Source organism: Martinezella rhizogenes (assembly GCF_000799715.1).
Classification (GTDB): domain Bacteria; phylum Pseudomonadota; class Alphaproteobacteria; order Rhizobiales; family Rhizobiaceae; genus Rhizobium; species Rhizobium rhizogenes_C.
On sequence record NZ_JUHG01000016.1, the window covers coordinates 372,136 to 392,628 of the forward strand.

Annotated in this window: 21 protein-coding genes; 5 read left to right on the top strand and 16 right to left on the bottom strand. The window is 60.9% G+C overall.

Going from position 1 to position 20,493, the window contains the following annotated elements; all coding sequences use genetic code 11:
- Nucleotides 1-25 precede the first annotated feature (25 nt).
- Nucleotides 26-1,450, top strand: coding sequence for an MFS transporter (locus EX00_RS24110; RefSeq protein WP_047463736.1), 1,425 nt, complete (start codon nucleotides 26-28; stop codon nucleotides 1,448-1,450).
- Between the two features lie 15 nt (nucleotides 1,451-1,465).
- On the opposite strand, the gene EX00_RS24115 is transcribed toward EX00_RS24110, so the two are convergent.
- From EX00_RS24115 to EX00_RS24130, 4 genes are all read right to left on the bottom strand, one after another.
- Nucleotides 1,466-1,849, bottom strand: coding sequence for a VOC family protein (locus tag EX00_RS24115; protein ID WP_047463738.1), 384 nt, complete (start codon nucleotides 1,847-1,849; stop codon nucleotides 1,466-1,468).
- 63 nt (nucleotides 1,850-1,912) lie between these two features.
- Nucleotides 1,913-2,632 (bottom strand): RlmE family RNA methyltransferase, encoded by a 720-nt coding sequence (locus EX00_RS24120; RefSeq protein WP_047463740.1) that lies wholly within the window; start codon nucleotides 2,630-2,632, stop codon nucleotides 1,913-1,915.
- Complete coding sequence (locus EX00_RS24125; RefSeq protein ID WP_047463743.1) at nucleotides 2,629-4,191, bottom strand: Ppx/GppA phosphatase family protein; 1,563 nt, start codon at nucleotides 4,189-4,191, stop codon at nucleotides 2,629-2,631. Before EX00_RS24125 ends, EX00_RS24120 begins: the two co-directional genes overlap by 4 nt.
- A gap of 178 nt (nucleotides 4,192-4,369) precedes the next feature.
- Nucleotides 4,370-5,257: a LysR family transcriptional regulator gene (locus tag EX00_RS24130; RefSeq protein ID WP_047463745.1), complete on the bottom strand. Its 888-nt coding sequence runs from the start codon at nucleotides 5,255-5,257 to the stop codon at nucleotides 4,370-4,372.
- A 131-nt stretch (nucleotides 5,258-5,388) separates the two neighbouring features.
- Between EX00_RS24130 and EX00_RS24135 the strand changes: the two genes are divergently transcribed.
- On the top strand, nucleotides 5,389-5,742 hold the full coding sequence (locus EX00_RS24135; protein ID WP_047463885.1) for an antibiotic biosynthesis monooxygenase: 354 nt from the start codon (nucleotides 5,389-5,391) through the stop codon (nucleotides 5,740-5,742).
- Nucleotides 5,743-5,828: 86 nt separating this feature from the next.
- On the opposite strand, the gene EX00_RS24140 is transcribed toward EX00_RS24135, so the two are convergent.
- From EX00_RS24140 to EX00_RS24150, 3 genes are read right to left on the bottom strand one after another with little or no spacing between them, the layout of a single operon-like run.
- Nucleotides 5,829-6,608: an anti-sigma factor family protein gene (locus EX00_RS24140; RefSeq protein ID WP_047463887.1), complete on the bottom strand. Its 780-nt coding sequence runs from the start codon at nucleotides 6,606-6,608 to the stop codon at nucleotides 5,829-5,831.
- 16 nt (nucleotides 6,609-6,624) lie between these two features.
- Nucleotides 6,625-7,266, bottom strand: a complete 642-nt coding sequence (locus tag EX00_RS24145) for an RNA polymerase sigma factor (protein WP_047463747.1) — start codon at nucleotides 7,264-7,266, stop codon at nucleotides 6,625-6,627.
- Between the two features lie 57 nt (nucleotides 7,267-7,323).
- Nucleotides 7,324-7,866, bottom strand: a complete 543-nt coding sequence (locus EX00_RS24150) for a tetratricopeptide repeat protein (RefSeq protein ID WP_047463749.1) — start codon at nucleotides 7,864-7,866, stop codon at nucleotides 7,324-7,326.
- 202 nt (nucleotides 7,867-8,068) lie between these two features.
- Between EX00_RS24150 and EX00_RS24155 the strand changes: the two genes are divergently transcribed.
- The 3 genes from EX00_RS24155 to EX00_RS24165 all read left to right on the top strand — a co-directional run bounded on the left by EX00_RS24155 (nucleotide 8,069) and on the right by EX00_RS24165 (nucleotide 10,993).
- Nucleotides 8,069-9,121, top strand: a complete 1,053-nt coding sequence (locus EX00_RS24155) for a type III polyketide synthase (protein ID WP_047463751.1) — start codon at nucleotides 8,069-8,071, stop codon at nucleotides 9,119-9,121.
- Complete coding sequence (locus EX00_RS24160) at nucleotides 9,121-9,618, top strand: isoprenylcysteine carboxyl methyltransferase family protein (protein WP_047463752.1); 498 nt, start codon at nucleotides 9,121-9,123, stop codon at nucleotides 9,616-9,618. Before EX00_RS24155 ends, EX00_RS24160 begins: the two co-directional genes overlap by 1 nt.
- Before the next feature lie 127 nt (nucleotides 9,619-9,745).
- Nucleotides 9,746-10,993: an NAD(P)/FAD-dependent oxidoreductase gene (locus EX00_RS24165; RefSeq protein ID WP_047463754.1), complete on the top strand. Its 1,248-nt coding sequence runs from the start codon at nucleotides 9,746-9,748 to the stop codon at nucleotides 10,991-10,993.
- 12 nt (nucleotides 10,994-11,005) lie between these two features.
- Here the strand turns inward: EX00_RS24165 and EX00_RS24170 are convergent, their stop codons facing one another.
- From EX00_RS24170 to EX00_RS24210, 9 genes are all read right to left on the bottom strand, one after another.
- On the bottom strand, nucleotides 11,006-11,533 hold the full coding sequence (locus EX00_RS24170) for a gluconokinase (protein ID WP_047463756.1): 528 nt from the start codon (nucleotides 11,531-11,533) through the stop codon (nucleotides 11,006-11,008).
- Between the two features lie 75 nt (nucleotides 11,534-11,608).
- Nucleotides 11,609-12,562, bottom strand: a complete 954-nt coding sequence (locus EX00_RS24175; RefSeq protein ID WP_047463757.1) for a peptide ABC transporter ATP-binding protein — start codon at nucleotides 12,560-12,562, stop codon at nucleotides 11,609-11,611.
- Entirely contained in the window at nucleotides 12,559-13,575 is a 1,017-nt protein-coding gene (locus EX00_RS24180) for an ABC transporter ATP-binding protein (protein ID WP_047463759.1), read from the bottom strand. The genes EX00_RS24175 and EX00_RS24180 overlap by 4 nt, the downstream gene beginning before the upstream one ends.
- On the bottom strand, nucleotides 13,575-14,468 hold the full coding sequence (locus tag EX00_RS24185; protein WP_047463761.1) for an ABC transporter permease subunit: 894 nt from the start codon (nucleotides 14,466-14,468) through the stop codon (nucleotides 13,575-13,577). The genes EX00_RS24180 and EX00_RS24185 overlap by 1 nt, the downstream gene beginning before the upstream one ends.
- A 9-nt stretch (nucleotides 14,469-14,477) precedes the next feature.
- Nucleotides 14,478-15,482 carry an ABC transporter permease subunit gene (locus tag EX00_RS24190; RefSeq protein WP_047463763.1) on the bottom strand — a complete coding sequence of 335 codons (1,005 nt, stop codon included), beginning with the start codon at nucleotides 15,480-15,482 and terminating at the stop codon, nucleotides 14,478-14,480.
- Nucleotides 15,483-15,570: 88 nt separating this feature from the next.
- Nucleotides 15,571-17,166, bottom strand: coding sequence for an ABC transporter substrate-binding protein (locus tag EX00_RS24195; RefSeq protein WP_047463765.1), 1,596 nt, complete (start codon nucleotides 17,164-17,166; stop codon nucleotides 15,571-15,573).
- Between the two features lie 342 nt (nucleotides 17,167-17,508).
- Complete coding sequence (rirA, locus tag EX00_RS24200; RefSeq protein WP_047463766.1) at nucleotides 17,509-17,997, bottom strand: iron-responsive transcriptional regulator RirA; 489 nt, start codon at nucleotides 17,995-17,997, stop codon at nucleotides 17,509-17,511.
- 135 nt (nucleotides 17,998-18,132) lie between these two features.
- Nucleotides 18,133-19,230, bottom strand: a complete 1,098-nt coding sequence (locus tag EX00_RS24205) for a M48 family metallopeptidase (RefSeq protein WP_080761320.1) — start codon at nucleotides 19,228-19,230, stop codon at nucleotides 18,133-18,135.
- On the bottom strand, nucleotides 19,202-20,263 hold the full coding sequence (locus tag EX00_RS24210; protein WP_047463767.1) for a YjgN family protein: 1,062 nt from the start codon (nucleotides 20,261-20,263) through the stop codon (nucleotides 19,202-19,204). Before EX00_RS24210 ends, EX00_RS24205 begins: the two co-directional genes overlap by 29 nt.
- Nucleotides 20,264-20,493 lie beyond the last annotated feature (230 nt).

Consider the following 20,493-nt stretch of genomic DNA (forward strand, 5'->3'; position numbering starts at 1 on the left):
ACACGACCCACCAAGGCATCCGCCTATGAATCGCATCGTTCCCCTGATCCTTGCCGTTGCGCTGTTCATGGAACAGATGGATTCCACGGTGATCGCAACCGCCCTGCCGGCCATTGCGAATGATCTCCATGTCGGCCCGATTACGCTCAAGCTGGCGCTGACCTCCTACATGGTGTCGCTTGCGGTGTTCATCCCGATTAGCGGCTGGATGGCGGATCGCTTCGGGGCGAAGAACATCTTCCGAATTGCCATCTGCATCTTCGTCGTCGGCTCGATCCTATGCGCCGCCTCGGGCGGCCTCCTGGAATTCGTCGCCGCCCGCTTCCTGCAGGGTGTCGGCGGCTCGATGATGACGCCGGTCGGACGTCTGGTTCTGGTGCGCACGACGCAGAAGAGCGACCTGGTCTCCGCCATGGCGCTGCTGTCCATTCCAGCCCTTGTCGGACCGCTGGCCGGCCCGCCGCTCGGCGGCTTCATCACCACCTATGCGTCCTGGCACTGGATCTTCCTGATCAACGTTCCCGTGGGTATTCTCGGGATTATCCTGTCGTCGATCTTCCTGCCGGAGGTAGAGGCGACGAGGCCGCCGAAGCTTGATTTCGTCGGCTTCCTGCTGACGTCCTTCGCGGCGGCCGGCGTCGTCTTCGGCATGTCGGTCATCAGCCTGCCGGCGCTGCCGCCAGTAATCGGCATCTCGGCCATCACCATCGGCTTCGTCTGCGGCTTTCTCTATGTCGGCCATGCGCGCCGTCACCCGGCGCCTATCCTCAACCTGACCCTGCTGAAGAACGCCACCTTCCGCGCTTCCGTTACCGGCGGCACGCTGTTTCGCATCTGCATCGGCGCCATGCCGTTCCTGATACCGCTGATGTTGCAGCTCGGCTTCGGCCTCAATCCGTTCCAGTCGGGCCTGATCACCTTTGCCGGCGCCATCGGCGCGATCACCACCAAGTTCATCGCGCGCCGCGTCTTTACCGCCGTCGGCTTCAAGACCGCGTTGCTATCGGCTGCCGGCGTCACCACGGTGACGACGATCTGCACCGGCCTGTTCGAGCCATCGACATCGCATCTCGTCATCATCGGCGTTCTGCTGGTCGGCGGCTTCTCGCGCTCTTTCTTCTTTACCGGCATCAACGCGCTCGCTTTCGCCGACGTCAGCGACAAGCAGGCCAGCCAGGCAACGTCGATGAGTTCGGTCATGCAGCAGATCAGCATGGCGCTGGGCGTTGCGGTTGCCGCGATGATCCTGGAGACTTCGACCTTCTTTAGCGGTGCCGAGCTGCAGGTCCGCGACTTCCACATCGCCTTCTTCAGCATCTCGATCCTGACCGTGCTAGCGACCATTCCCTTCATCCGCATGGACCGCAACGCGGGCGCCATGGTCTCCGGCCACAAGGCCGGGCTGCAGCGCGTAACGGCGACGCAGCCGCAGGAGTCGGTGGTAAAGTAGCTGGATAGCGGGGACCTACTCAGGCTTCTCGCAGACAGCGCTGAGCTTGTTGCCGTCGGGATCGCGCACGTAAGCCGCATAGAAATTGGCGTGGAAAGAGCGCAGGCCGGGCTTGCCCTCATCGCTGCCACCATGGGCAAGGGCTGCGGCGTGAAAAGCGTCGACATCGGCGCGACTTTCCGCGTGCAGGGCAACCATCGAGCCGTTACCGATCGTCGCGGGACGATGATCATAGGGGATCACCACCCAGAACCTGCAGCGGACATCGCCATCGGCGGCATAGCCGATTTCCTCATCCGATTCGCGTTGGCGCCGGTAACCAAGGATAGGCAGCACCGCGTCATAGAAGCCGCGGGCACGCGGAATGTCGTTGGAACCGAGCGTGACGTAAAGAAGCATGGTGATGATGTGCCGCCTTCAGTATCGAGGGGACCACATCATCGACCAAAAGCGACTGCTAAATCAAGCGCTTATTGTGCCGTGATCGACATTGCGCCCCTTGAAGCCTTTTGCCAGCAGGAACATTTCGACCGATTCCGCCCTGGATGCACCCGGCTTTACATGAACGACCTGGCGGAAATTCTGCTTCAGCATGTTCAGGAGGTCGCGTTCCGTGCCGCCCTGGAAGGTCTTGGCGAGGAAATGTCCGCCTTCAGCCAGAACTTCGACGGCAAAATACGCAGCGACTTCGCAAAGATGCATGGTTCGCAGATGATCGGTGCGGTGATGACCCGTTGTCGGCGCGGCCATATCCGAAAGGACGAGATCCGGCTCGCCGCCGACCGCCTCGACCAGCCGCTGCGGTGCATCCGGCTCCAGAAAGTCGAGGTGAAGGATGGTAACGCCCGGCAGATGCGCCATTTCGAGAAAGTCGATGGCCGCGACGCGGATATCATCTTCCGTCGATCCGGTCACCTTGGCAGCGATCTGCGACCAGCTTCCCGGCGCAGCACCCAGATCGATGATGCGCCGCGCACCCTTCAAGATCCCATGCTTCTCGTCGATCTCCAGCAGCTTGAAAGCGGCGCGGGCGCGATAGCCTTCGAGCTGGGCACGCTGCACATAGGGATCGTTGATGTGCCGATGCAGCCACTGCCGCGAGGAGGCCTTCATCTTCTTGTTCTTCACACGCTGGCCGAGCTTTCGGCCGGTGCGGTTGCCGGCGATCGTTGGCTTTGTCATGCCTGTGGTCCCTTCATATCCCTCGGTCTATGGCTGCGGCGCGAACGGCCACGCCGCCACACACCATCATCCGCCATCATATCGGTGAGCAGCCCTTCACGCAGGCCACGATCGGCGACACGCATGCGCGGGCTCGGCCAGCGGCGACGGATCGCCTCCAGAATGGCGCAGCCCGCCAGCACCAGATCGGCGCGGTCCGGCCCGATGCAGGGATTGGCGGCGCGGCCGGCGAAATCCCAGGAGAGCAGCTTGGCCTGCATCGCGGTGACTTCATCGTCCGACAGCCAGACGCCATCAACCCTGCGCCGGTCGTAGCGCGGCAGGTCGAGATGGACGCCGGCTAGCGTCGTCACCGTGCCGGAGGTGCCGATCAGATGGAAATCGTCGCTGTCGCGCGTAGCCCCCTGAACCGGCGGGCAATCGAAGCGTTCGAGCATGCCCTCGACTTCGCGCACCATGGCCTCGAACAGGTCCGGCGTGACGTCGCGGCCGCCATGACGTTCGGAGAGCGTAACCACGCCGACGGGCAGCGAGGTCCAGTGGGTGATGTGGTTGGCAAGCCGGCTGGAGCGGTTTTCACCGATACGGATGATGGCGATTTCCGAGGAGCCGCCGCCAATATCGAACAGCACGACCGAGCGCGCCTCTGGACCGACCAGCGACGAGCAGCCGGAAACGGCAAGCCGCGCTTCGGTCTCGCGATCGATGATTTCGAGCTGCAGGCCGGTTTCTTCAATGACGCGGGCGAGGAAGACCTCGCCATTTTCCGCCGCGCGGCAGGCTTCGGTCGCGATCAGCCGCATGCGGCGGATCTCGCGGGTTTTCAGCTTGGCGGCGCAGATACGCAGGGCCTCGACGGCCCTGTCCATGGCGTCGCCCGACAATCGGCCGCTGGCGCCGAGCCCCTCGCCGAGACGAACGATGCGCGAAAAGGCATCGACGACGCGGAACTGACCAGGCCGCGTCGGCTGGGCAATCAGCAGGCGGCAATTGTTGGTGCCGAGGTCGAGCGCGGCATAAAGGTCCAGCGGGCGGGAATCGCTGTCAGCCTGATGTTGCGGCGTGGGGCCATCGCGGCGCTGCGGATGCCGCTGATCGCTGTGGGCAGGAGCGCGCTCAGCGGCAATGGCGACGGCGGGAGCGACGAGCTGCGCCGTCTTCTCATGCGCCAGCGGCCTCCCCTGCAGGCCGCGCTTGCTGCGGTGCTTGCGCCTGTTCTTGCCACTCTTGTTCGACGAGGCGTGACCATGCTCACCCGCGGCACGATGGTCCGGCGCCGTGGAAGCCTGTGGTTGCTGTGTCGGTGAAGAATTCTGCGCTCCGCCACGAGAACGGCGTCTGCGCTTGCGCTTCTTGGCCGGAAAACCGGCGTCCTGATCTGTTGGGCGTGTCGCCACCGGGCCGGACTTGCCGGTCTGATTGGCCTCCGCAGACAAAGCGCTCGGACGGGGTTGACCGCCACGCTTACGCTTAGCGCGCCGGGAGGATTTACCCTTCCTGCGCTCTGCTACCGACGCCCCGTCTGCTTGCGGCGCTGTGCCGCTGTCGGGGTCACTCACGTATCTTTTCCACCGCGCCGCGCAAGGCCGACAGGCATGCAGCAGGCGCTCATTTGATTTTCGTTGGGCGGAGAATACCAGCAGGAACAGTTTTCGCCAAATTCTTTTTGAAAAGCGCGATTTTAGCTGTTCAATCGCAACTGCGATCAGTTGTCCCAATGGCCTGAAATAGTGGCTATCAGGGACGAAACAGATTGTCCGCCATGAACTTTACAAAGGCTTGTATTTTTGGCGACAGTTGACGGCTCGACGGCCAGAGGACGCGAAATTCGCCGACATCCTCGACATGGTCAGCCAGAACGGAGACGAGCTTTCCATCGGCAATCTGTCCGTCGATGGTAAAGAGCGGCAGGCAGGCAATACCGAGCCCAGCCTCGGCCATGCTGATCAGCGGCTCGAGCGTGCTTGCCATCGACGATACAGGCAGTTCCAGCTTCCCGGCCCTAGCATCGTAGCGCAGCGGCCAGCGTTCCAGCTTGCCGGTCGACGGATATTTGTGGTGAAGACACAGGTGCGCGGAGAGATCCTCCGGCTTTTTGGGAGTTCCGAAGCGGTCGAAATATTCCTTCGACCCGACAATGCGGTGGGAAAACCTCCCCAATGTGCGCACCATCAGGCGACTGTCGTTAATTTCGCCCGTTCGAACCACTGCGTCGAACCCCTCTTCGATCACATCGACCAGCCGATCGGTGAAATCCAGGTCGATCATCACGTCCGGGAACGCCTGCATGAACTTGGTGATCGTCGGCATGAAAAGCATGCCAGCAAGGGGCAGGCTCACGCGGAGCCAGCCACGCGGCGCGGCGATGGTTTGCGACAGCTCCTGTTCCGCGGCTTCAATCTCGGAGAAAATTCGCCTGCAACGCTCCAGGAACATGATGCCCTCAGCCGTGATCGCGATGTTGCGGGTGTTTCGGTGAAACAGGCGCACGCCAAGTCTTTTCTCCAGACGGGCCATGGTCTTGCCGATGGCGGACGATGAAACGCCGAGCGCCTCTCCGGCGCGGACGAAACTACGGGTTTCCGCCGCAATCACGAACACATTCAACGCAGCGATATTGTCCATGGCGAGAAATCCAATTGCGGACGTCAAGGTCCGTTATCTGCGGATTTGTAGCCCGTTTTTTCGGCCTGTGTCGCGGACTATCTCTCCCAACGCCGGCAAATTCCGCCGGATATCTTTTGAACGGAGATCGCGTGACCCATCCCCCAAAAGCCGAATTCGAATTCGCCCCCCAGCCCACCGTGTTCGTCGTGAACGTCATTCATGCCCATCCGGGCAAGCAGGAAGAAGCATTCAAAATCATCCAGGACGTCGTGCACTATGTCGCCGAACGGAAGGAAGGATTTCTATGGAGTAACCTGTCGAAAAGCACGGACGGCCAAACCGTCGTGAACATCGAGGCGATCCGCGACGAGAACAATGTCGACGAATTCTTTTCCGATCCGGCTTTCGTGGAAAAATTCAAGAAGCTGGATGCCGTCTCGAAAAGCGAATTTCACATCTACAAGGTTTCCGACCTCGTGCTTCCGCGTCAGATCATAGGATAGGCGTCCCGGATTCTTGCGATTAAACATCAGCGCAAAACTGCTGCTCGCGCTGATGGGCAGCTCTTCACCACAGGCGGGGGTAAATCTCAAGCCGTCAGTCTGCCCCTGATGTCATCCGCAAGCGCCTTCATCCGGTCGATCGGCAAATGCCCGATCAGCATGAAGGCGTGAGCGGCGTCCGACCAATAGACGACATTCATGCCGCGGCGGTTTTCCATGTCAGGGGCGGAAGCACCCGAGGTCGAGGGGGTGATGCAAAGCGCCATCGGACCGCTCTCGGGATCGAGATAAGCGATCTGCGCCAAAGGCTTGTCGTCATAGTTCAGCAATTGAGCACGTTTGAAATTGACACCCGGGATCGCAACGGCTTCGGGCGTCAGAGCGAGACCCACCTTCGCGCCGACCTCGTTCAATTGCGCAACCTGCTCAGTCCGATCGCCAGCCGGTCCGCTCAGCGTATCCGGCGTATAGAGGGAAAGATATTCTGCAACGACGGCGCGCCATTCGCTTCCCTCGTCCGGCTTGGCGAGGCGATGGCTGATGCCGATCGCCGCACGATCGATGGCGACGCCTGCAACCAGGCAGGCGGCAGTCGCGGCCAGGAAGCCACGGCGGCCGATGCCGGAAGCAGCTTTCGTCTGCTCCCTGGAAGAAGGGATTGCGGCAAGCATCGCGTCCAGCTTGGCTCGCGGGGCAGCGGCAAGCAGCGGCTCGAACGCCTCATGGAAGGGCAGATCGCCGCGCGACAGGAAATCGAAGCGCTCCGCCACCTTGGCGTCGCTTTCGATCAGCCTTTCGATCCTGTCATGCTCGGCAGCCTCCAGTTCGCCGTCGATGAAGGCGGTGAGCTGTTCGTCCGAGGGCATGTTTCTGTTGTCCTGTTCACTCATATCCGTTCCCCAGTCGCCCATCCCCGAGCCGTGCCCCGTCCGTCGACCCCATGCCATCCGCGAGCTTCGCCCGCGCCGCCGCCAGCCGGCTCATCACCGTTCCGATCGGCACATCCAGAACCTCCGCCACTTCGCGATAGGACAGTCCTTCGACATAGGCGAGGAAAACGACGGTGCGCTGCGCTTCCGGCAGCGCCTGCACCTGTTTCAGCACCTGACCGGCCAAAATATGCGTCTCCGTCTCGCGCGCGCCGTCGAAGACCAGCGCCTGGTCGGCATCGACGAAACCCTGACCCATGCGCACCCGGCGAGACCGGATCTCGTTCAGCCAGATCGAGTGCAGGATCGAAAACAGCCAGCGGTCGAGCCGCGTACCGGCGATGAACTGATGCGCGCGCTCCAGCGCCCTGACGCAGGTTGCCTGCACCAGATCATCCGCCACGTCGCGCTGGTGCGACAACACGACGGCATAGCGCCAGAGCCGCGTCAGATGCTGCGACAGACCCGTCCTGATATCCTCTTCGCTCGCTATGGCACCCTCCGCGAGGTTCTCGTCCTTGGGAACCACCGGCCTTGCCGACGGCTCCGATCTTGCCCGACTATAAGCAGAAATCGTGGAATGAGCGACTGACACCCGGATATCCCTCTCAATACTCACTGCTTATGCCGGTCATCTGAGTTTAGCCCGAAATCAGAGGCTCGACGGATTCTGGATGGCCTCGTTCAGATCCTGATATTCTTCACAGCTCGTATTGCCACAGAGCGCCTTGATGGTGCTGAGCTGGTCCTTGGCGAGGTCGATCTGGCCCTTGATGACATAGGCTTCGCCGAGATATTCGCGAACCAGCGTGTATTTCGGGTCCATGGCGACGGACTTCTTATAGAAGGAAATGCCTTCATCCGTGCGGCCGAGCTTGCGGGTGACATAGCCGCGATAGTTCAGCGCTTCCGCCGTGTTCGGGTTCTGCAACGTGTCGAGGACCGCCAGCGCTTCTTCATAGCGATGATCCTTCTTGGCCAGCGAATAGGCATAGTCGGCGCGGTTTTCGTCGGTGACGTTGGCGCCCTGCTGCTTCATGCATTTCTTGGTCTTCTGGTCGTAGATCTCGCCCTTCTTGCAGGTCGGCGTCGCACTCGAATCGTCGCCAGCCGCGAAGACCGGAACAGCGAAAGCACTAAGGGTAAGGCAGGCGCCGAGTGCGGCCGAGGCCAGGCGGAAAGCGGTGGTGGTCATGGGATTGCTCCTTGGCAAAATGAACGTTGCGATGGGAGAACACGCCATCCGTTCATTTTATTCGCCGCCGTCCGATATTTTTTCGCACGACCGGATTGGCCTCCGGGCCATCACTCCTTCGTGACAGCTAGCGTTCCGAATAATTGCTGACGATGGCGTGTTTCCTCCTGCGTACCCGCCGAGGGTCGCTAAGGAGCAGCAAGTGATCGATACCGTCAAGCTTGTCAGTCTGGCCGTTGCCACACCGGACAATATCATCCACCAATCGGAAGCCGCCGAGACCGCAGGTCGCCTGTTTTCCGACCGGTTCCGCGATTTCAAGCATCTTGCCCGCGTGTTCGAAAGCGCCGGCATCCGCAAGCGCCATGCCGCCCGTCCGCTCGCCTGGTTCGAACAACCCCACGGCTGGCAGGACCGCATGGAAGCCTATGCCGAAGTCGCAAGTCAGCTCTTCAAGGAGACCACCACCAAGGCGCTGGAACGCGCCGGTCTTCGGGCTGAAGAGGTCGATTGCATCGTTACCGTATCCTCGACCGGCTTCGCGACGCCGAGCCTGGAGGCGCGGCTCGCCCGCGAAATAGGCTTCCGTTCCGATATCGAACGCGTACCGGTCTTCGGGCTGGGTTGCGCGGCCGGCGTCTCCGGCCTTGCCATCGCCTCGCGTATGGCGAAGAGCCGCCCAGGCGCCGTCGTGCTCTTCGTCTCCATCGAACTCTGCTCCCTCGCCTTCCGGCTGGACGAGCTGACGCGGCCGAACATCATCGCCACGGCGCTGTTCGGCGATGGCGCGGCCGCCTGCATCCTGCGGACCGGCAAAGAGGGTCTCGCCGAGATCGAATCGACCGGGGAACATCTCTTCCCCGATACGCTCGGCATCATGGGCTGGAAGATCGACGACACCGGCTTCGGCATCATCCTGGAACAATCGCTGCCGCCTTTTGCCGAGGCGAACATCAAGCCCGCCGTCGCCGGCATTCTCGAGCGCGCCGGCCTTGATATCTCGGATATCGACCGCTTCATCTGCCATCCCGGCGGCACCAAGGTGCTGCAGGCGCTGGAGACGGCCTTCGGCCTCGAACCGGGCTCGCTCGATATCGAGCGCGAAGTGGTCAGCAGCTATGGCAACATGTCGTCGCCAACAGTCCTCTTCGTGCTGGAGCGCGCCATCCTTGCCGGCCTGCCAAGCCGCTCGGCCATGGTCGCCATGGGTCCGGGCTTCACCGCAAGCTGCATCACGCTGAAGAGGGTCGCCTGATGCTCTGGCCGTCGATAGCACTTCTGACCTTCGTCACCCTGCAGCGGCTTGCCGAACTGATCCTTGCCCGGCGCAACACCGCGGCCCTTCTCGCACAAGGCGGCCGGGAGATCGCGCCGGGGCACTATCCCTATATGGTGGCGATGCATGCCGCCTGGCTCGTCAGCCTGTGGCTTCTCGCCACCGGGCGGCCGGTCGTCGCCGTCTGGTTCGTCATCTTCATGGTGTTGCAGGGCTTGCGCGTCTGGGTGCTGGCAACGCTGAAGGGTCGCTGGACCACCCGGATCATCATATTGCCGGGAGCACCTCTGGTGGAAAGCGGACCCTACTGCTTTCTCAGCCACCCGAACTATGCGGTGGTGGTCGGCGAGATCGCCGTATTGCCGCTTGCCTTCGGCCTGCCACTCCATGCCGTCGTCTTCTCGCTGCTCAACGCCGCCATCCTGACGATACGCATTCGCGCCGAGAATGCGGCTCTGGATCAGGCCATGGCGTGACCGCATTTTTCATTTGCACCGCAGCATTTTGGCAGGCATTTTCGGTGCTTGAAGCATGATCCCGGAAGGGGCTGAGCGTCTTTCGGGATCGGGCGCAGAAAAACAAGCATGCGGATAGCAGGGGATCATGACAAAAGACGCAATCGTGCTCGGCGCGGGCATTGTCGGCGTATCGACAGCCATCCACCTCCAGCGGCGCGGACGCCAGGTCACCCTCGTCGACCGCAAACCGCCCGGTCAGGAAACCTCCTTCGGCAATGCCGGCCTGATCCAGCGCGAGGGCGTCGTTCCCTACGGCTTTCCGCAGCAATTCGGCCTGCTGCTGCGCTATGCCTTCAACAATCGCGTCGACGCGCATTATCACCTCAAGGCGCTGCCGGCGCAGATCGCCTTCCTCGCCCGCTACTGGTGGAACTCCAATACCAAGCGCCATGAGATGATCTCGCGCGCCTATGCGCCGCTGATCGCCCATTCGATCAGTGAGCATAACGACCTCATCGAAGCTTCCCATGCCGGAGAACTGATCCGCAAGGACGGCTGGATCGAGCTTTATCGCTCGAACGAGAAACGCGATGCGGAATTCGCCGAGGCCGAGCGTCTCAATCGTGAATTCGGCATCGCCTCCGACGCTCTGACCGGCGCCGACGTCGCAACATCGGAACCGCATCTCAAGGACCGTTTCGCGGGCGCCCTGCGCTGGCGCGATCCGTGGTCGGTGCTCGACCCGCACGGCTTGACCGCCGCATATCGCAGCTATTTCGAAAGCATCGGCGGCCGCGTGACGACTGGCGACGCCGTCTCGCTCGGCCTGTCCGGCTCAAGCTGGAAAATGGTGACGGCGGAGGGCTCGATCGAAGCCGAGGATGTCGTCGTTGCGCTCGGCCCCTGGGCGGACCAGGTGACGAAGCGTTTTGGCTACGCCTTCCCGCTCGGCGTCAAGCGCGGCTATCACATGCATTACGCCGTCGAGGGCAATGCCATCCTTAACAACTGGATACTGGATGCGGAGCGCGGCTACCTGATGGCGCCAATGAGCCGGGGTATCCGGTTGACGACCGGAGCCGAATTTGCGCTGCGCGACGCGCCGAAGACGCCGGTGCAGCTCGACCGTGCCGAAGCCGTCGCCCGAACCGTCTTTCCGCTTGGCGAGCGGCTCGATCCGGAACCCTGGATGGGCGCCCGCCCCTGCACGCCGGACATGATGCCGATCATCGGCAAGGCGCCACGTCACAATGGCCTGTGGTTCGCCTTCGGCCATGCCCATCACGGCCTGACGCTCGGGCCGGTGACTGGCCGCGTGCTTGCCGAGCTGATCACCGGCGAGACGCCTTTCATCGATATTTCGGCCTATGCGCCGGATCGCTTCGCGCCCTGATATTGCAAGGCTTCAGCGGATCGCGGCGAGGCCCTTGAGCGCAGCCTCGACAATGCCATCGATCGTATCGTCGATATTGACCGTGACGACGCCGGGCTCGCCTGTCGGCACTTCCAGCGTCTGGAACTGGCTCTCCAGCAGCGATGCCGGCATGAAATGGCCCTTGCGCTCGCCCATGCGCTTGGCCAGTAGCTCCTTCGAGCCGTCGAGATAGATGAAATAGAGGTGCCCGGCGGCGGCGGTTCGCAGTCGCGCGCGATAGACACGTTTCAATGCCGAGCAGGTAACGGCGATGCCTTCGCCTTTTGCAAGACTTGCCGAGATCTGCTGACCGATAACATCGAGCCAGGGCCAGCGGTCCTCGTCCGTCAGCGGGATGCCCTTGCTCATCTTCTCGACATTGGCCGCGGGATGCAGGGCGTCACCCTCGACGTAATGAATATTCAACCGGGCCGCCATCTTCTCGCCGATCGAGGATTTACCGCTGCCGCTGACGCCCATGACGATGATGGCGAGGGAAGTTTCTGGATTATCGCTCATTGAATTCGCCCTGACTGAGTAGACATGAAGCAGGCGCGCCCGGCCCCGCCGGACATGCCCGATTCGCAACTTGGATCAATCCAGCGGGAAGAAGCAAGAAAACTTGTGCGTCCCCTCGCCCGTCAGTTCCGGCGTGACCTGACGGCATTTATCCTGCGCGCGCCAGCAGCGCGGGTTGAAGTGACAGCCGGTCGGCGGGTTGAGCGGCGATGGCAGCTCTCCCTGCAGGCGGATGCGGTTCTTCGCGCGATCGGGATCGGCGATCGGCGTCGCCGACAGAAGGGCTGCCGTATAGGGATGGCGCGGGCGGGTGAAGACCTCTTCCGCCGTGCCGGTTTCCACCGGGCGGCCGAGATACATCACCATCACGTCGTCGGCGATATGACGAACCACCGAGAGACCATGCGAGATAAAGAGATAGGCAAGACCCATCTCCTTCTGCAGGTCCATCAAGAGGTTCAGCACCTGTGCCTGGATCGAGAGATCAAGCGCCGAAACCGGCTCGTCCAGCACCAGCACCTTCGGCTTCAGCATCAGGGCGCGGGCAATGGCGATGCGCTGGCGCTGGCCGCCGGAGAACATGTGCGGATAGCGGTCGTAATGTTCCGGACGCAGGCCGACACGCGCCATCATGGCCTCGGCCTTGCCGCGGCGGGTGGCGGCATCGTCATCGGTGTTGATCTTCAGCGGCTCCTCGAGGATGGAGCCGACCTTCTGGCGCGGGTTGAGCGAGCCATAAGGGTTCTGGAAGACGATCTGCACGGCGCTGCGCAGGCTGCGATCGCCAATCTTCGCCGGCTTGCCGTCGATCAGCAATTCACCCGAGGTCGGATGTTCGATCATCGTCACCAGGCGGGCGAGCGTCGACTTGCCGCAACCGGATTCGCCGACAACGGCGAGCGTGCGGCCTGACTGCAGGCTGAAGCTGACGCCGTTCAGCGCCTTGACGGTCGCCTCTGGTTTGAAGCTGCCGCGCTTGACGGTGTAGAAACGGGCGAGATCGCGCCCTTCGAGAACAGCGCCGGTCATGCGGCACCTCCTGCTGTTTGCGTGGCGACAAGACCTGGATGACCGAGCGGTTTGCCGTGTTCCAGCGGATAGTTGCAGAGCGTCACGCCCAGTTCGACGCCCTGGCGCTTGACGCCGCGATCGCAATCGGGCGTCGCAAACGAACAGCGGGGGGCGAAAAGACAGCCCGTGGGGCGGTCATGCTGACCGGGCACGACACCGGCGATCGACGGCAGGCGCTGGCCGACGATGGCACGCTCCGGCAGAGCCGAAAGGAGTGCCGCCGTATAGGGATGATGCGGATCACGGAACAGCGCCTTGACCGGCTGCTCCTCGACCTTCTGGCCGGCATATTGCACCTGCACGCGCTCGGCGGTCTCGGCCACCACGCCCATGTCATGGGTGATCAGCACCAGCGCCATGCCCTGCTCTTGCTGTAGGCGCACGAGCAGATCGAGGATCTGCGCCTGGATGGTCACGTCGAGTGCTGTGGTCGGCTCGTCGGCGATCAGGAGCTTCGGATTGCAGGCAAGCGCCATGGCGATCATGACGCGCTGGCTCATCCCGCCCGACATCTGGTGCGGGAAGTTCGACAGGCGATCTTCCGGCGCCGGGATGCCGACGAGATTCAGAAGCTCGATCGAGCGCTCGCGGCGTGCCTTGCGATCAAGACCCATGTGGATGCGCAGGGTCTCGCCAAGCTGGAAGCCGACCGTGAAGCACGGATTGAGGCTCGACATCGGCTCCTGGAAGATCATCGCCATGTCCTTGCCGACGATCTTGCGGCGCTGCCGCGAGGAGATGCCGCGCAGATCCTTGCCGTCGAACATCATGCGGTCGGCGGTGATCTTCGCCGTCCAGGGCAGCAGCCCCATCAGCGCCAGCATGGACACGGACTTACCGGAGCCGGATTCGCCGACGATCGAGAGGATTTCCCCCTTGTCGCAGGTGAGCGAGACACCGTCCACCGCCCGGAACAAGCCGGACGCGGTCTGGAATTCGACGGTGAGATTTTGAATATCGAGAAGTGCCATTACGACCTCTTCAGCTTCGGGTCGAAGGCATCGCGCAGGCCGTCGCCCATCAAATTGATGGCGAGAACCGTGATCAGGATGCAGAGACCGGGAAAAGTGACCAGCCAGGGGTTGCTCTGGAAGAATTCGCGCGAATCCGCCAGCATCGTGCCCCATTCCGGCGTCGGCGGCTGCGCGCCTTGGCCGAGAAAGCCGAGGGCGGCGGCGTCGAGGATCGCGGAGGAGAAGGCAAGCGTCGCCTGCACGATCAGCGGCCCGAGACAGTTCGGCAGAATGGTCTTGAACATCAGACGCAGCGGACCGGCACCGGAAACGCGCGAGGCGATGACATACTCCTTGTCGCGCTCGGCCATGACCGAGGCGCGCGTCAGGCGGACGAAGTGCGGCTGGTTGACGATCGAGATCGCGATCATCGCGTTGGTCAGGCCCGGCCCCAGGATCGCCACCAGCACGAGGGCGAGCAGCAATGAGGGGATGGCAAGGATGATGTCCATGACGCGCATGATGATCGTATCGGTGCGGCCGCGAACATAACCGGCGACGAGGCCGATCAGGATGCCGGCGATCGCCGAAAGCGAGGCGACCACGAGGCCGATGAACAGCGAGAACCGCGTGCCATAGATCAGGCGCGAGAGAAGATCGCGGCCATTGGCGTCGGTGCCGAGAAGGAAGCTGCTATTGCTGCCTTCGGACCAGAATGGCGGCAGGCGCTGCATGGCGCTGCCATAGGCGGCGTCCGGGTCATGCGGGGCGACGATGCCGGCGAAGATCGCCAGGAACAGGACGAAGAGAAAGATCGCCAGTCCGATGACGGCGCCTTTGTTTCGCGAGAAATAATACCAGAACTCCGCAAGAGCGGAGGGGCGGTCGGACTTGACACTAACCGTGCTCATGGGCCGCTCCTAGTGACGAATACGTGGATTGATGAAGCCGTAGAGCAGATCAACGGCAAGATTGACGAGCATGACGATGCCCGCGATCAACAGCAGGCCGCCCTGCACCACGGGATAGTCGCGCTTGAAGACGGCATCGATCATCCACTTGCCGATGCCCGGCCAGGAAAAGATGCTTTCCGTCAGGATCGCGCCGCCGAGCAGCACGCCAACCTGCAGGCCAATGGTGGTGACGACGGGGATCATGGCATTGCGCAGCGCATGCACGGAGACGACGCGCAGCGGAGAGAGGCCCTTGGAACGCGCCGTGCGGACATAATCCTCGCCCAGCACTTCCAGCATGGCCGAGCGGGTCTGCCGCGCGATGACGGCGAGCGGAATGGTGCCGAGCACGATCGTCGGCAGGATCAGCGAGTTGAGCGCCGAGGCGAAGGCGCCCTTCTGACCGGACAGGAGACTGTCGATCAGCATGAAACCGGTGATCGGCTTGAAGAAATAGATGAGGCCGATGCGGCCCGAAACCGGCGTCCAGTGCAGATAGCCGTTGAAGACGATGATCAGCAGCAGGCCCCACCAGAAGATCGGCATGGAATAGCCGATAAGAGCCACGCCCATGACGCTCTGGTCGAACCATGTGCCGCGCTTGACGGCGGCGAAAACGCCGGCCGGAATGCCAAGACAGATCGCCAGGATCATGGCACAGATCGACAGTTCGAGCGTTGCCGGGAAGAAGGTGAAAAAGTCGGTCAGCACATCGCGCTTGGTGGTGATCGAGCTGCCGAGATCGCCGTGCAGCGCTTTCCAGATGTAATTGCCGTATTGGACGACCATCGGGCGGTCGTAGCCTAGATCATGGGAGATCTGGGCATGGCGCTCCGGCGACATGACGCGCTCGCCCGACAGCAACATGATAGGATCGCCCGGAAGCAGGCGGATGAAGGAGAAGGCGACGATCGATACGCCGAGGAATGTCGGAATCAGCACGGCAAGGCGGCTGAAAAAAAATCGCAACATGACAGGTGTCCAAATTTTTCCGGCGGTCAGACAGAAGCCTGACCGCCGGATCGCCCGATACTAGCCGGGCATTCTCACAGATTTTTGGTTATTCGGCGATATCGACGCCATCGAAGCGGTGAATGCCGAGCGGGTCCTGGAAGTAGCCAGTAACATTCTTCGTCATCGGCATGAAGACTTCGGAATGATCGATCGTCATCCACGGCGCTTCGCGCTTGAAGACGACCTGCGCCTCTTCATAGAGCTTGGTGCGCTCCTTGACGTCGGCCGTCTGCTTGGCCTTCTTCACCAGATCGTCGAATTCCTTGTTGCACCACTGGGCGCGGTTATTGCCGCCGACGGCATCGCAGCCGAGCAGCGTGTCAAGGAAGTTGTCCGGGTCGCCGTTGTCGCCGGTCCAGCCGAGGATGGCCGCGCCATCGCGGTCCTTGGCGGAAGAGAGCTTCAGGTATTGAGCCCAGTCATAGGTGACGATCTCGACCTTGACGCCGATCTTGGCGAGGTCCGCCTGCATCAGTTCGGCGGCGCGGCGCGCATTCAGCATGTAGGGCCGCGACACTGGCATCGCCCAGATCTTGAAGCTGAGATCCTTGACGCCGGCCTTTTCAAGCAGCTTCTTGGCTTCATCGGGGCTGTAGGCGTCGTCCTTGACGTCCTTGTTATAGGACCACATGGTCGGCGGGATCGGGTTGGTCGCAACCGTGGCCGAACCCTGGAAGACGGCGTCGACGATCGCCTGCTTGTTGACGGCCATATTGATCGCCTTACGCACTTCGACCTTGTCGAACGGCGCGACCAGCGTGTTGTAGGCAAGGTAGGAGACGTTCAGGCCGGCCTGTTCGAGAACCTTGAGGTTCGGATCGGCCTTCAGATCCTTGACGTCGGCGGCGTTCGGATAGGGCATGATGTTGCATTCGCCGGACTTCAGCTTCTGCGCACGAACGGAAGCATCCGGCGTGATCGCGAAGACGAGATCGTCGATCTTTTCCTTGCCCTTGTAATAGGTTTCGTTCGCCTTGTAGCGAATGACCGCATCCGGCTGATAGGCGACAAAGGTGAACGGGCCAGTGCCGAGCGGCTGCTGGTTCATCTGCTCCATCTTGCCGTCGGCCTGCAACTTGTCGGCATATTCCTTCGACAGGATCGAACCGAAGTCCATGGCAAGGTCGGCAAGGAAGGGAGCTTCCGGACGGTTCAGTACGAATTTGACGGTGAGGTCATCGACCTTGTCGATCGACTTGATGAGCTTGGGGAAGCCCATGCCGTCAGCATATTCATAAGTGCCGCCCGCGACATACTTCGCCCAGGGGCTGCCTTCCTTGATCTGACGATCGATGGAGAAAATGACGTCGTCGGCAGTGAGATCACGCGTCGGTGTGAAGAAATCGGTCACCTGGAACTTCACGCCCTTGCGCAGCTTGAAGGTGTATTCCTTGCCATCCGGGGAAACGGTCCAGCTTTCGGCGAGGCCGGGCTCAATTTCCGTGCTGCCGTGCTTGAACTCGACCAGACGATTATAGACCGCGCGCGACGAAGCATCGAAAGTATTGCCACCGGTATAAATCCCCGGATCGAAACCCTCCGGCGAACTTTCCGAGCAATAGACAAGCGTTTTCGACCAAGCGGACGTCGCCATGACCGAAGCCAAGGCTGTCACTGCCAGAAGGACAGACATCTTTTTCATGATAACGTTTCCCAGGTTTGTTATTCTTTTGAAGCCGTGGAGCCTCAAAGGTTCCGATCCGGATCGGCGCCGATGGAACTTTATTTTAAGTTTGAAAGCAACAAGCGCCGCCTAAAATTTTTCCAAATTATGGAGTTTGGAAATTTTAGGATAAAAAAACCATTGAATTGGTAATAATCTAGCATTTTTTTGCGCTGATTTAGCGAATCACGAACAATTTGACGTGTTCTTCTTACGGAACGTTGACAGCTTCTTGCCTCTTTACACGGCAACTCAAACAAAAAACCGCGGCAGCCTTGGACAACCGCGGATGGAAGACATGGACAATTCGAAAACAGTCGATCAGGCGGCCGGTGCCGTGATCGGCATCTTCTTGGCGATACCCCTGTGATCCAGGTGGTCCAGGCCGAGCAGGAAGTTGATCTGCGGGCGGGCCTTGACGAGATCGTCGATGGAATATTCCATCAGCACGTCGAAGAAAGCGTTGAGCGCCTTGCGCAGCGCCGAATTCAGGCCACAGCTATCGACCAACGGGCATTCAACGGCACCGTCTTCGAAGCATTCCGCCATGGCGAAGCTATCCTCGGTCACCCGGACGACATCGAACAGGCTGATATCGGTCGGCGGCTTGCCCAAGCGCACGCCGCCATTGCGGCCACGCACGGTTTCCACCAGGCCCGCCTTGGTCAGCGGCTGCAGGATCTTGAACAAAAACAGCTCGGAAACACCATAGGCCTTGGCGATTTCCGGGATGCGGCTCAAGTAGCCTTCGTTGGCGGCGCAATACATGAGCATGCGCACTGCGTAGTTAGTCTGCTTGGTCAGGCGCATGCCGATCTCCTGGAATCGAAGCCGCAAAGGGCGGGTCGAGAGCTATATAGTGCGTTTCTTAGTTTGGAACAATTCCAAAATATGAAATTTACATTCACGTTATTCCGAGGGAGCAGACCGGATCAAGACCGGTTTTCACGGCTGCACCTTTTTGTCTCTAAGCTCTCTGGCATAGTCGAGGATTGCCTGCTTGCGTTCCGGCGTGCCTGGATGGGTCGACAACATGCTGGTATCGGAGTGATCATCGAGCCTGGTTTCCAGAATATCAAAGAAACGCGACAGGGCCGTCGGGTCCATGCCAGCCGCCTGCATCAGCTCGACGGAACGACGGTCGGCCTGGGCCTCGGCCGAACGGGAATAGGAAAGCGCCAGGAGACCGCCGCCCTGGGTCAGCACATCCTGCACGCCGGAACCGACATCGCCGGCAATCAGCATGACAAGACCGGCGACACCGGCGGCGCGATAAAGCTGGCGGAGACTATGCTTGTACTCGACATGGCCGATCTCGTGGCCGAGAACGGCGGTGATCATTTCGGTATCGCCGCCGGCAAGATCGACCAATTGATCGGTGAGGACGAGATTGCCGTCCGGCAGCGCGAAGGCATTCGGGCCGATGATACCGCCATCGCGGAAGTTCAGCTTGTAGCGACCGGCGCCGCCTTCGGCCTGGGCCGCGATCTTTTCGAACCGATCCGAGATGTTCTTACGCCTGTCCTCCGGGAGCTTGCTCGGGCCGAGCGCCGTCTGATCCAGCGTCTTCAGCGTGCCCGCCGACATGATCTCCGGCACCACCGGCGGCGTCACCAGCACCGCCACCTCCACCAGCCCCGGCAAGGCATAATGATAGATGGCCGATGCCAGCACGATCGTCGCGACGGCAAAGGCGATCAGGCGCGGGCGGACGATCTCCAGCCGGTGCACGAAACCGCTACGCCCCTCGCCGCGACCATGAAGATAGGTATCGATCGCGTCATTGTCGCGCGTCTCAAAGAGCGACTCGTTGCCAAAAACAATACGTCGCGGAATCGAGCCGACGCGCGGGCTGATCTCGATGTCGGAGCGGATACCCCAGGCGAGACGCTTGTCCTTCTCATCGTCCTCGTCCGAGAGCACGGTCAACGAACCGCCGATGTCAGTCAGCCGCGCCGGAACCTCCCGGCTGGAATGCGGTGGATGCCAGATGCCCGTAGCAATTGTCGTTCCGTCAGAAGCCAAAGTCGAACCCATCGGCATCGAGATACTCCGCGCTGATGACCCCGCCGGTCGAGCGAACCTGATCAAAGACCTCACCAATTTCGCCATCAAGGCTGATCGCCGTGTGCTCAGCCAAATAACGCTGGATCTGCACTGCCGCCCAAGGACGCATCAGACCAAGCGTCAGAAGGGTGAGCACCGTGTTGACGATCACGATCCAGATATATTGGCGACGACCGAGATTGCTGCGGAGCTGATGGCGATGATCGATCATGGCTGCCGACCAGACGATGTTGCGGATGGTTACTCGATAATAGAGGCCGGCGAACATATAGGCGATCAAACCAAGGCCAATCACGAAATAGCCAACAACTATCTCCGTCGAGCTTACTACGACTTTCTCGAAAATACCCGAAACACCGACAACGACACCGATGACCAGGCCACATCCGAGGGCGATCGCGATCATGGCGCCGAACGCCTTGTAGATCGCGCCCAATCGTGGCTCCGTCGAGAACGGCCGATCGCCGTAACGCAGGTTGTCGAAAACATACTTGTAGAACCAGCGACTTGCCACCGGGGACAGCAGGCCGATCGATATCACCGTTATCAAGGTCCCGAGGAAGATTGCCTTGAATGCGCCGCCATAGGTCCCGACGAAATCGAAACGCACATTGCGATAGCTTGTCACACGCGCATTGAATTTCAGACTGCGCATGAGAAACCACGGAAATATCACCAACATCACCGGCCAGATCGCGAGAACCGCCAATGGCGCTATATGCGAAAGAACATTCAGTGCGATAAGAAACCCGAAGACGATCAGCCGGCCGATGAAAATCTGTTTGCCCTTGGCATGATATTCGAAGGTCTGTCCGAGCAGAACAGTGTTGCCGTAGAAATATCTGTTGCGTCGCACCTTGGCCCAGGCCGAATAGATGCCAAGCGTGACGATCGTCAGCAGGATGTTGACGATCCAGATGCCGAAATACTCCTTGGCGCTGCCGGTAAATGAGGCGCGCTGAAAAAAATGTTTATTGCCAATAGGGTAATGCTGCTCGGCGACTGCCATGTTTCCCTGCCCCCACTATGGTCGTCTCCGGGCTGCTTGCGGAAAGAGTCCGAAACGATTGCCAACCACGTCGGTACACCTGAATCTTGCGCCATCAGGTGTACCAATGAGTACGAAACTCGCCTCATTGTTGTATTTGAGAGCAGGAAATTCGGCGGCAGGCAATGGGAAAATCAGGAACCGGAATGTGCAATGCCGCCATGCCGCAACTCAGGCCGGGACTGCGGCCA